Origin of the sequence: Roseomonas genomospecies 6 (assembly GCF_008365375.1) — a bacterium.
GTDB lineage: Bacteria > Pseudomonadota > Alphaproteobacteria > Azospirillales > Azospirillaceae > Azospirillum.
Window position 1 is genome coordinate 33,946 of the sequence record NZ_QOKW01000037.1, and the last position, 11,349, is coordinate 45,294.

The 11,349-nt window shown below is 69.1% G+C and carries 9 protein-coding genes and 1 rRNA gene; 9 read left to right on the top strand and 1 reads right to left on the bottom strand.

Annotated elements, in window-relative coordinates; translation table 11 throughout:
- Positions 1-20: 20 nt before the first annotated feature.
- From DS843_RS27830 to DS843_RS27875, 9 genes are all read left to right on the top strand, one after another.
- Positions 21-953 carry a glycosyltransferase family 2 protein gene (locus tag DS843_RS27830; RefSeq protein WP_149472079.1) on the top strand — a complete coding sequence of 311 codons (933 nt, stop codon included), beginning with the start codon at positions 21-23 and terminating at the stop codon, positions 951-953.
- An 8-nt stretch (positions 954-961) separates the two neighbouring features.
- The gene (locus DS843_RS27835) at positions 962-2,155 is read left to right on the top strand and encodes a glycosyltransferase family 4 protein (RefSeq protein ID WP_149472080.1); all 1,194 of its coding nucleotides are present in this window, start codon (positions 962-964) and stop codon (positions 2,153-2,155) included.
- Between the two features lie 77 nt (positions 2,156-2,232).
- A complete protein-coding gene (locus tag DS843_RS32115; protein ID WP_149472081.1) occupies positions 2,233-3,360 on the top strand; it encodes a glycosyltransferase family 4 protein in 1,128 nt (375 codons plus the stop codon).
- Between the two features lie 76 nt (positions 3,361-3,436).
- A complete protein-coding gene (locus DS843_RS27845; RefSeq protein ID WP_149472082.1) occupies positions 3,437-4,348 on the top strand; it encodes a polysaccharide deacetylase family protein in 912 nt (303 codons plus the stop codon).
- A 497-nt stretch (positions 4,349-4,845) separates the two neighbouring features.
- A complete protein-coding gene (locus tag DS843_RS27855; RefSeq protein WP_149472083.1) occupies positions 4,846-5,142 on the top strand; it encodes an acyl carrier protein in 297 nt (98 codons plus the stop codon).
- A gap of 90 nt (positions 5,143-5,232) precedes the next feature.
- Complete coding sequence (locus DS843_RS27860) at positions 5,233-6,792, top strand: class I adenylate-forming enzyme family protein (RefSeq protein WP_149472084.1); 1,560 nt, start codon at positions 5,233-5,235, stop codon at positions 6,790-6,792.
- A 69-nt stretch (positions 6,793-6,861) separates the two neighbouring features.
- Positions 6,862-8,880: an asparagine synthase (glutamine-hydrolyzing) gene (asnB, locus tag DS843_RS27865; RefSeq protein ID WP_149472085.1), complete on the top strand. Its 2,019-nt coding sequence runs from the start codon at positions 6,862-6,864 to the stop codon at positions 8,878-8,880.
- Positions 8,881-8,973: 93 nt separating this feature from the next.
- Entirely contained in the window at positions 8,974-9,981 is a 1,008-nt protein-coding gene (gene nadE, locus DS843_RS27870) for an NAD(+) synthase (RefSeq protein ID WP_149472086.1), read from the top strand.
- Positions 9,982-10,019: 38 nt separating this feature from the next.
- Positions 10,020-11,084 carry a GNAT family N-acetyltransferase gene (locus tag DS843_RS27875; protein ID WP_286192362.1) on the top strand — a complete coding sequence of 355 codons (1,065 nt, stop codon included), beginning with the start codon at positions 10,020-10,022 and terminating at the stop codon, positions 11,082-11,084.
- Between the two features lie 136 nt (positions 11,085-11,220).
- Here the strand turns inward: DS843_RS27875 and DS843_RS27880 are convergent.
- A 23S ribosomal RNA gene (locus DS843_RS27880) occupies positions 11,221-11,349 on the bottom strand; the annotation flags it as partial.

Genomic DNA, 11,349 nt, shown 5'->3' on the forward strand with positions numbered 1-11,349 from the left:
TCGCGACAGAAGGTATTGTCATGACGCCCCCGCAAGAGATGGTCACCGTCGTCATCCCCACCCGCAACCGGCCCGACATGGTCGCGCGGGCGGTGGAAAGCGCCCTGGCCCAGACCTACGCGCCGCTGGAGGTCGTCGTCGTCATCGACGGCCCCGATCCGGCCACGGAGGAGCGCCTGCGGGCGTTCGGCGATCCGCGGCTGACCGTGATCCCGCTGGAACAGAACCGCGGCGCCGCCGGCGCCCGCAATCTGGGCGTGGAGCGCGCGCAAGGCGGCTGGATCGCCTTCCTCGACGACGACGACGAATGGATGCCGGGCAAGGTCGCCCTTCAGATGGCCGCCCGCCCGCCCGGCGTGCGCTACCCGATCATGAGCTGCCGCTGCAAGGTGGTGACGGCCCGCGGCGACTTCGAATGGCCGCGGCGGCTGTGCACTCCGCGGGACCGGATCGGCGACTACCTGTTCGTCCGGCACGGGCTGTTCAAGGGCGAGACCTTCGCCCCCACCACCACCCTGCTGGCGCCAAAGGCCCTGCTTCAGCGCCAGCCGATCCCGAAATCGGCCTTCGACGATTGGGAATGGCTGATCGCCTGCGGGCGGATCGACGGCTGCGCCCTGGTCACGGTGCCGGAGGTGCTGGCCATCCATTACACGGAATCAGACCGCATCACCCTGTCCACCTGCCACAACATCGACATGGCCCTGAACTGGGCGGAGTCGGTGCGGCCCATGCTGTCGCCGCGCGCCTACGCCAGCCTGCTTCTTCAGGCCACCGGCGGGGAGCAGGCGGCGCGAACCCCCGCGGTGCGCAAGCGCATCCTGAAATCGGCGCTGCGGGACGGCGCGCCGACCCCGATGGCGCTGACCACCTTCCTGATGCATTCGCTGATGCCGGTCGGGCTCCGGCGCCGGCTGCGTCAGGCCATCTTCTCGGCTCCCGGCACGGCGTGAGGAAGAGCATGGGCTTCAGGCGAAAAATGGCGCACCGCGCCTGCGTTGTCTTCGCCACCCCCGGCGCGCTGGACGGCGGCGGCGGGATCGGGCGGATGACCGGCTACATCGTCGATGCCTTCCGCAACAATCCCTCCGCTCCGGAAACGGTGGTGCTGGACACCCGCGGCACCGGCAGCGCCGTCCTGTCGCCGGTCTATCTGGCGGGCACGCTGGCACGGTTGGGCGCGATGATGCTGCGGCACCGCCCGTCGGTCGTGCACATCAACGTGTCGGAGAACGCCAGCGTCTGGCGCAAGGCGGTGGTCCAGCTCTTCGCCGGGCTGTTCTCCTGCCCCACGGTGGTGCATCTGCACGGCGCGTCCTTCATGGAGTATTTCGACAAGGGGCCGGTGTCCCGCGCGATCAGCCGCTGGCTGTTCGACCGCTGCGGCGTCGCCCTGGTGCTGGGGGAGAGCTGGCGAGACTTCCTGGTGCAATCGGTCGGGACGGACCCGCACAAGGTGCGCGTGCTCTACAACGCCGTGCCGGACATCGGCGCCGACCTGCCCGTCCGCGCGGCCCCGCCGCCGGGCGCCAGCGTGTCGCTTCTGGTGCTCGCCAACCTGTCGGAGCGCAAGGGCATCGGCACCCTGCTGCGCGCCTGCCGCCTGATGAAGGAGCAGGGCTTCCGCTTCCGCGTGACCATCGGCGGCGGCGGCGACGTGGAGGGCTACCGCCGCCTGGCCGCGGAGCTGGGCGTGGACGGCGAATGCCGCTTCGAAGGCTGGATCTCGCGCGAACAGGCGCACGGCCATCTGCGCGACCACGACATGCTGCTGCTTCCCTCGACCCACGAGGGGTTGCCGATGGTGATCCTGGAGGCGCTGGCCACCGGCATGCCGGTCGTCACCACCCCGGTGGGCTCGATCCCGGAGGTCCTGACCGACGGGGAGACGGCGCGCATCGTCCCGGTCAACGACCCCGACGCGCTGGCCCAGGCCGTCCGCGACCTTGCCGCCCATCCGGCGCTCTACACGCGCCTGTCGGCGGAGGGGCGGCGGCTGTTCCTGGAGAAGTTCGTGATCGAGGCCTATGGCCGCAACCTTCAGGACATCTATGCGGAGCTGGACCGCCCCGACGCCGTGCGGCGCCCCTCGCTGGGGGCATTGCCGGATGCCGCGGCGGCGAAGCCGTCATTGACCCGCGCGGGCCGTCAATAGGAACCCATTTTTCCGCGGGGTCCCCATTCATTCCTCCCTGAAGCTTCGCGAGGGGAGCGCGACAGTCAGGAGCGGATATGATCTACATCGTTTCACCCGGTGGCACGCTCGAAAAGGGCGGCATGGGGCGGATCGTCGACAATTTCACGGCGGACCTGAAGCAGCACCGCCCCGACGTCAGGTTCGAGGTGATCGACAGCTACGGGCCGGACGCGAAATTTCACCTGATGCCCTTCTACTTCGCCGCCGCGATGCTGCGCCTGTTCGCCTGCTTCGTCACCGGCAAGGCCCAGCTCGTTCACATCCACATGGCGGAGTACGGCAGCGTGCTGCGCAAGGGGCTGATCGTCGCGATGGCCTCGCTGTTCCGGGTGCCGGTCGTCCTGCATCTGCACGGGGGCCGTTTCCCCAAGCATTACGAGGACGCGAGGCCGCTGTCCCGTTGGGCCATCCGCCACATGATGGAGATGACCAGCGAGGTGGTGGTGCTGGGCGAATACTGGCGGAACTGGGTGGTCACCACCTTCCCCGCCGTGCGCCGCGCGACCCTGCTGCACAACGCCGTGCCGGGGCCGGAGACGATCCCGGTGCGCGCGGAGGACGGGCCGGTGCGCCTGCTGTTCCTGGGCCGTCTGATCAAGCTGAAGGGCATCGACGTCCTGCTCGACGCGCTGGCGTCGGAGGTCTGCCGCAGCCGGTCCTGGCACCTGACCATCGCCGGCGACGGCGATCTGGAGACCTACCGCGCGCAGGCCAAGGCGCTGGGGCTGGAGGAGCGCGTGCGCTTCACCGGCTGGCTCGACCAGACCGGCTGCCGGAAGGAGCTGGTTCAGGCCCATGTCCTGGTCCAGCCCTCGATGTTCGAGGGGCTTCCGATGTCGGTGCTGGAGGCCATGGCCAACGGCCTGACCATCGTCGCCACCCCCGTGGGCAGCGTGGGCGACGCCATCGCCGACGAGGAGACCGGCCTGCTGGTGCCGCCGGGCGACCGGGCGGCGCTGGCCGACGCATTGGCCCGCGTGATCGACGACGCGGATCTGCGCCGCCGGCTGGGCCAGGGGGCGCGCCGCCGCTTCGAGCGCCATTTCGACATCGCCGTCTACCGGGAGCGCATCATCGAAATCTACCGCCGCAACGCCCGCGGCTGGATGGCCGAACCGTCGCCCGCCGCGTCGATCGGCCCGCGCCGGGCGCGCTCCGGCTGAGGGACGGAAGCGAAGCGTCAAAAAATAAGGTGCGTCGGAAACAAGGCGCCGGAACCACAGCAAAGGTCCAATCCCCATGAAGCAAGCCATCGCGGCCGGAATCGTGCGCTGGACGGGAGTCGGTGCCCTGTTCCGCAATCTCTTCGCGCGCCGGAACGTGACCATCGTCGTCTATCACGACCCCGACCCGGAGGTCATGCGCGCCCATCTCTCCTGGTACGCCGAACGCTACAGCTTCACCACGCTGGACGCGGTGGCCGACGCGCTGGAGAGCGGGCGGTGGGGCGACCTGCCGCCCTACCCGCTGGTCGTCACCTTCGACGACGGCCACCGCGACAACGCCCGCCTGGAATCGCTGTTCCGCGAGTTCGGGGTGCGCCCGACCGTCTATCTGTGCAGCCGGGTGGTCGGCACCGCCCGCCCCTATTGGTGGAAGACCGCCGCCGCCGGGCGGATCGGCGTGGAGACGCTGAAGCGTCTTCCCGACCCCGAGCGCCGCCGCCGTCTGGCGGAGGCCGGCGACGACCCCGACCTGGACGGCGCCGACCGCCAGTCCCTGACCTGGGACGAGGTCCGGCATCTGGCGTCCGTCACCGACTATGGCGCCCACACCCGCACCCACCCGATCCTTCTGCAATGCGACGACCAGCGCTGCGCGGAGGAGATCGCGCTCTGCAAGACGGAGCTGGAGGAGGCCACCGGCCTGCCCTGCCGCCACTTCGCCTTCCCCAACGGCGATTTCAGCGACCGCGAGGTGGCGATCATCCGGCAGGCGGGCTACCGCACCGCGCGCACCATCGATCCGGGCTGGAACGGCCCGAAGACCGACCCTCTGCGGCTGCGGGCCGTGCCCATCTCCGACGACGCGTCGGTGGACTGGCTGTCCGTCCAGGTGACCGGTATCCCGGCCTGGCTGCGCAAGCGCAAGAGCGGCGGCGCGATGCCCGCCCCGGCCCCCACGCACGGCGATCCGCTGCCGGCGGCGTGATCCCTGGCGGCGCGCATTCACGTTCCCCCCTCCCTGACCCTCCCCCGCCGGGCGGGGGAGGAGACCAAATCTCCCTCTCCCGCGGGAGCGGGGGAGGGCCGGGGAGGGGGTTCGTACGCCACCCCTCTTCCACCATCCCGAGAGCGATAGGCCCTCCTACGCCGCAAGTCAGAGAGAGCCTCCCAAGAGTACGAGAAGGTATTCCCTCCCCACTTGCAATGCCCCTGAGTGGTTAGCCACTGTCTTCACCGCTCGATCGTCCTTTGCACTCTCGAAAACACCGCATTCGGATGCAATAAAGAATGACGTAATCGGCGGCGTCGCCAAAACCTCTCTGCAAGGAACGGGAAATGACTTCTCCGATCCCACGCAACGAGGTGGTAACGCCGAAAGGAACGGATCGGCCCCTTTGGATTAACACCCCGCCGGGGCCGGCCTCTCCGTCCCGATCTGCCGGCCAAGGATCGACGATCAAACCCACAGGAGTTGCCAGCGACATGCGGACCGCCATCACCACCGAAACGACGACCCTGAGCGCACCCGCCACCCAGGAGATCCGCGCCTTCATCGTGGAGAACTTCCTGCTGGGCAGCGACTCCGGCTTCGACAACACCGAATCCCTGCTGGAAACCGGCATCATCGACTCCACCGGCATCATGCACGTCGTGGCCTTCCTGGAGGAGCACTTCGGCATCATCGTGGAGGACGAGGACATGGTGGCCGATAATCTGGAGTCGGTCACCCGCATCGCCGCCTACGTCGAGCGCAAGCGGGCCTTGAAGGACGCGGCCTGATCCAGCTCCGCCTGATCCAAGTCCGCAGGCCATCCGCCGGACGGAACGACCATCGGGACAGACACCGAAGCCAGGCAAGGGAACAGCGTCATGGCGCACCTGCTTCATCAGTTCCTCAGCGAAACCGCGGCTAGGCGGCCACATCACACCGCCTTGATCGCGGGCGACACCGCCGTCACCTTCGCCGAGCTGGACCGCCAGAGCGACGCCGTCGCCTGCGCGCTCCAGTCCGCCGGGGTGGTGCGCGGCGACCGCGTGGCGGTGATGCTGGAGAACTCGATCGAGTATGTCGCCGGGCTGTTCGGCGCGCTGAAGGCCGGGGCCGTCTATGTCCCCGTCAATCCGTCCACCAAGGCGGACAAGCTGGCCTACATCCTGACCGACGCCGGCGTGCGGGCGCTGATCGCGCCCTCCGCGCTCGCCCGGCAGGTCGTGCCGGCGGCTGGCGAGGCGACTCACCTCGCCACCACGCTGTGGGTGGGACCCGCCGTGCCGGCCGGGGCCGGCGGGATCTCCTTCAGCGACATCGTGGCCACTCACCCGGACCCCCAGTCCGGAAGCACCAAGCCGCAGAACCGCGGCCTGATCGACCAGGATCTGGCCGCCATCCTCTACACCTCCGGAACGACCGGGCGGCCCAAGGGGGTGATGCTCAGCCATGCCGCCCTGGTGAACACCACCTGGTCGATCTCCACCTATCTGGAGAACACGCCCGACGACGTCGTGATGTGCGTCCTGCCGTTGACCTTCGGGTACGGCCTGTCGCAGGTCCTGACCGGGGCGCGGGTCGGCTTCACGGTGGTTCTGGAACGCTCCTTCGCCTTCCCGGCGGAAACGCTGGCGCGCATGGTGAAGCACCGCATCACCGGCCTGCCCGGCGTGCCGACCTTCTTCTCGACCCTGCTGGGGATGGAGGCGCTGAAGACCGCCGACCTGTCCTCCCTGCGCTATCTGACCAACGCGGCGGCTCCCTTGCCGACCGCCCACATCGACCGCCTGCGCGAGCGCTTCCCCGATGCCGCCTTCTACTCGATGTACGGCATGACGGAATGCTGCACCCGCATCTGCTACCTCGACCCGCGGGATCTCGGCGCCAAGACCGCCTCGGTGGGCCGGGCCATCCCCAACTGCGAAGCCTATGTGGTGGACGAGCTGGGCAACCGCGCCGCCCCCGGCGAGGTGGGCGAACTGGTGGTCCGCGGCGCCAACCTGATGCGCGGCTACTGGAACCGTCCGGAGGAAACCGCCAAGCGCCTGCGCAGCGGGCCGCAGGGCGAGACGCTGCTCTACACCGGCGACCTCTTCACCATGGACGCCGACGGCTGCCTCTACTTCGTCAGCCGCAAGGACGACGTGTTCAAGTGCCGCGGCGAGAAGGTCAGCCCCAAGGAGGTCGAGAACGCCCTCTACGAGCTGGAAGCCGTGGTCGAGGCCGCCGTTCTCGGTGTGCCCGACGCCGCCGACGGCATGGCGGTGAAGGCCTATCTGGTCGTCCGCCCCGGCGCCACCCTGACCGAGGCGGCGATCCGCCAGCACTGCCGGGGCCGCCTGGAAAGCCATCTGGTGCCCAAATTCATCGAGATCCGCGACGAGTTGCCGAAGACGGAGTCCGGCAAGATCAAGCGCGCGATGCTCGCCGAAACCGCCTGACCCCTTTCCCGCCTGATCCTTTTCCGCCTGATCCTTTTCCGCTGGGCCTTCAACACAGGAGAACGCGCGATGTGTGGTGTCGCCGGAGTTCTCGCCGGGCCGCGCGCCGAGCCCGCCGGACTCGACGAACTGAAGCGCATGATCGCCATGATCGGGCACCGCGGCCCGGACGGCTACGGCTTCTACCGCGACGGGCGGATCGGGCTCGCCCACGCGCGCCTCAGCATCGTCGGTCTGGCCGGCGGCTTCCAGCCGATCCACAACGAGGAGCGGACTCTCTGGATCACCTTCAACGGCGAGATCTTCAACCACGTCGAGCTGCGGCGTGACCTGGAGGCGCGCGGGCACCGCTTCTACACCCGCACCGACACCGAGGTGATCGTCCACGCCTTCGAGGAGTACGGCCCCGCCGCCTGGGCCAAGCTGAACGGCCAGTTCGCCATCGGCCTGTGGGACGCGGTGAAGCGGGAGCTGTGGCTGGTCCGCGACCGGCTGGGCATCCTGCCGCTGTTCTACGCCCGCAGCGGCGACCACCTCGCCTTCGCGTCGGAGGCCAAGGCCCTGTTCGGCGGCGGGCGCGTCGAACCGCGCTTCGACGCCGCCCGCCTCGCCCAGGTCTTCACCCACTGGAGCGTCGCCCCCCAGGGCAGCGTCTTCGCCGGGGTGCAGAGCGTGCCGCCGGCCACCGCCATCCGTATCGACTCCGACCTGCGCCTGCACGAGGCCCGCTATTGGGAGCCGGACATGGCCGGCGAACCCGCCCTGTCCCGCATCACGCTGGACGAGGCCGCGGACCGGCTGGAGGAAAAGCTTCTCGACGCCATCCGCCTGCGGCTGCGCGCCGACGTGCCGGTGGGCGTCTACATCAGCGGCGGCCTGGACAGCTCGGTCATCGCGGCGCTGGCCCGCAAGCTCGACACCACGCAGATGCACAGCTTCGGCGTGCGCTTCGCCGACAACGCCTTCGACGAGACGCCGCAGCAGCGGCTGGTCGCCGGCCATGTCGGGACGGAGCATCACGACATCCTCTGCACGGCGGAGGACATCCAGGCCGCCCTGCCCGACGTGATCTGGCACGGCGAATCGCCGCTGGTCCGCACCGCCCCGGCGCCGCTGTTCCTGCTCTCCCGACTCGTCCGCGACAGCGGCATCCGCGTCGTTCTGTCCGGCGAGGGCGCCGACGAGTGGCTGGCCGGCTACGACATCTTCAAGGAGGACAAGGTCCGCCGCTTCTGGGCGCGGCAGCCGCAGTCCGCGGCGCGCCCGAAACTGCTCAGCCGCATCCATCCCTACGCCGCCACCAGCGGCCAGAAGGACAGCCCGCTCTGGCAGGCTTTCTGGAAGCGCGGCATGACGGAGACGGACGATCCCTTCTACGCCCACCGCATCCGCTGGCAGAACACCGCCTGGACCCAGCGCCTGCTGGCGCCGGACGTGCGCTCCGCCGCCAACGCGCAGGCCTTCGACGAGGCTGTCTCCGCCCATCTGCCCGCCGGCTGGTCGCGCTGGAGCCCGCTCGCCCGCACCCAGTGGACGGAGATCGCGGCCTTCATGTCGCCCTATCTGCTGACCAGCCAAGGCGACCGGGTGGCGATGGCCAACAGCATCGAGGTCCGCTATCCCTTCCTCGACCCGGAGGTGGACGACCTCTGCGCCGCCCTTCCCGACCGTGTGAAAATGCTTGGATTGCGCGACAAGCTGGCGCTGCGCCGCGTCGCCTCGCGCCTGCTGCCGGCGGAGATCTTCCACCGCCCGAAGCGCCCCTACCGCGCCCCGATGACCACCGCCCTCTTCGGCGCGCAGGCCCCGGCCTATGTCCGGGATCTGCTGTCGGAGAAGTCGCTGAACCGCTACGGGCTGGTCGACGCCGCCGGTGTCGCCGCCCTTGCCGCCAAGGCCCACCGCACGGATGGCCGCATGGCCGGCGAGCGCGAGGAGATGGCCCTGGTCGGCGTGCTCACCCTCCAGATGCTCGCCCGGAACATGCTGGACGAGTTGCCGGGCCGGGCCGCCACGCTCCGCGCCCGCTTCGACGCCGCTCCCATCCACATTCTCGAAGAGCATTTGGACAGCGCCGCCGCCGCCTGATCCGGCGGACCGGCGAGGTCCCCAAGGCACAGTCCTTCCAACAGTCCCCTTCTCACAGTCGATGCAACAACGCCAACCGGGAAAACCGACACCATGCTGAACGCCCTGCATCCCTTCGACGCCAACGCCCTCTCGCTCGACTGCGCGGCGGCTGCGCGGGAGATCGAACAGTTCATCCAGCGCACCGTCGCCCACGACCTGAAGCGCCAGGGCATCGTGCTCGGCGTGTCCGGCGGCATCGACAGCTCGGTCTGCGCGGCATTGGCCGTCCGCGCGCTGGGGCCGGAGCGCGTCCTGGCCATCCTGATGCCGGAGAAGGAATCCTCGCCCGACAGCACCCGCCGGGGCCGGTTGCTCTGCGAGAGCCTGGGCATCGAGCCGATCATGGAGAACCTTACCGCTCCGCTGACCGCGCTCGGCTGCTACGACCGCCGCGACAGCGCCATCCGCCGCCTCTTCCCGGAATATGGGCCGGGATGGAAGCAGAAGATCGGTCTGGCCGCCGGCCTGCTCGACGCCGACCGCGTCAACTACTTCACCATGACCGTGGAGTCGCCGGAGGGCGAGCGCCAGACCAGCCGCATGCCGGTGGACGTCTATCTGTCGGTGGTTGCCGCCACCAACCTGAAGCAGCGCGTCCGCAAGACCATGGAATACACCCACGCCGACCGGCTGAACTACGCCGTGCTCGGCACGCCGAACCGGCTGGAGTATGAGCTGGGCTTCTTCGTGCGCGGCGGCGACGGTCTGGCCGACCTGAAGCCGATCGCCCACCTGTTCAAGACGCAGGTCTATCAGATGGCCGCCTGGCTCGGCCTGCCGGACGACATCCAAAGCCAGTCGCCGAGCACCGATACCTACACCCTGCCGCAGTCGCAGGAGGAGTTCTACTACGCCATCCCCTACGACAAGCTGGACCTAGCGCTCTGCGCCTACGGCCGCGGCGTGCCGGAGGACGAGGCGGCCCGCGCCCTGAACCTGTCCGTCGATCAGGTCCGCCGGGTCTACAAGGACATCGTCCTGAAGCGCCGCACGTCGGGCCGCATCCTGCGCAACGCCGCGCTGGTGCAGCCGGTCGAGGTGGATGGGAGCGACGCATGACCGCAATGCCCTGGCTTCAGCGGGGTGTGGAACGGTTCATGTCCGAAGATCGCGTCGCGCTGGAGTCCTTCCAGCGCGACCATTTCGGCGCGGACTCCCCGCTGCTGGACGACACCCATTTCCACTGGCTGTTCGAGGAACCGCCCACTCCCGATCCGGAGGGGGTGCAGCTCTGGGTTTGCAAGCGGAACGGGGGGATCGTCGGCCAGCAGGCGGGCATTCCCTTCGCGCTGAAGGTCGGGGAGCGGGTGCGCCGCGCCTCCTGGGCGATCGACCTGATGGTCGCCCCGGAATGGCGGCTGCGCGGCGTCGGGCCTGGCCTGTCGGAGACCCACGCCGCCGCCGGCGAGGTGAGCGTCTCGCTGTCGATGACCGACGCCGCCTACAAGTCCTACAAGCGCGCGGGCTGGCTGGATCTGGGAAACGTCCCGACCTACCTGCGCGTGATCGATCCGCCGCGCTGCCTGCGCGTCAGCCCCTACGACGGCGGGCTCGCACGGCTGGTGGCGCGGTTGGGCAAGCCGGCGATGGGAGCCGCCTCGGTTCTCGGCCACGCGGCGGCCCGGACCTTCGGCGCCCGGTTGGTCGAGGTCGATAGCTTCGACGAGCGGATGGACGGGCTGTGGGAGGCCGCAGCCCCGCAGCATCTCTGCGCCGCCCGGCGCGACCACGCCTTTCTCCAGTGGCGCTTCGACAAGATCCCGAACGCGGCGCGGCACCGCCGCTTCCTTGTCACGCGCCGCGACACGGTGATGGCCTATGTGGTGCTGCGGGTGGACCGCTGGCGCGGCGAGAGCGTCGGGGTGGTGTGCGATTATCTGGCCCGTCCGGGCTGGCTGATGCCCGCCTTCTCCCTGCTGGTCGAGCGCGCCCGGCGGGAACGGATGGCCGCCCTGGTCTGCCGCACGCTGAACGCCCAGGCCGCGCGGCCTTTGTCGATGATGGGCTTTCTGTGCCTGAAGAACGGGCTGCGCCAGCCGACCCGGATGATGGCCCGTCCCGCGGCGGACCGCCAGGACCTGACGCCGTTGGTCGGCGACCCGAGGAACTGGTTCGTCACCGCCGCCGACAGCGACATGGGCTTCAAGGATCTCGGTGAATAGGCATTTTCGCCCAAACGAAAAGGGCGCCTGCGATGATGCGGGCGCCCTTTTCGTTTGGGTCGTGCGTAAAGTCGAGATTGTGAGGATGCATGTTCCGAGCGCATGAGCGGTTTGCCGCTGCACGCGACGTTCATGAAGGATCAAGCCTATCGAGCGATTAGTAAGGCTCAGCTTCAGGCGTTGCCGCCGGTCCACATGCCTCCTATCGACGTGATGGTCTGTCACGGCTCTCAAGGGAGTTCTGGTTTTGAGGTGGGTTTCCCGC

Coding starts and splice junctions, on each gene's coding strand:
- DS843_RS27860 (WP_149472084.1), top strand. CDS start 5,233: ATGGCGCACCTGCTTCATCAGTTCCTCAGCGAAACCGCGGCTAGGCGG.
- DS843_RS27835 (WP_149472080.1), top strand. CDS start 962: ATGGGCTTCAGGCGAAAAATGGCGCACCGCGCCTGCGTTGTCTTCGCC.
- DS843_RS27875 (WP_286192362.1), top strand. CDS start 10,020: ATGTCCGAAGATCGCGTCGCGCTGGAGTCCTTCCAGCGCGACCATTTC.
- DS843_RS27855 (WP_149472083.1), top strand. CDS start 4,846: ATGCGGACCGCCATCACCACCGAAACGACGACCCTGAGCGCACCCGCC.
- nadE (WP_149472086.1), top strand. CDS start 8,974: ATGCTGAACGCCCTGCATCCCTTCGACGCCAACGCCCTCTCGCTCGAC.
- DS843_RS27830 (WP_149472079.1), top strand. CDS start 21: ATGACGCCCCCGCAAGAGATGGTCACCGTCGTCATCCCCACCCGCAAC.
- DS843_RS27845 (WP_149472082.1), top strand. CDS start 3,437: ATGAAGCAAGCCATCGCGGCCGGAATCGTGCGCTGGACGGGAGTCGGT.
- asnB (WP_149472085.1), top strand. CDS start 6,862: ATGTGTGGTGTCGCCGGAGTTCTCGCCGGGCCGCGCGCCGAGCCCGCC.
- DS843_RS32115 (WP_149472081.1), top strand. CDS start 2,233: ATGATCTACATCGTTTCACCCGGTGGCACGCTCGAAAAGGGCGGCATG.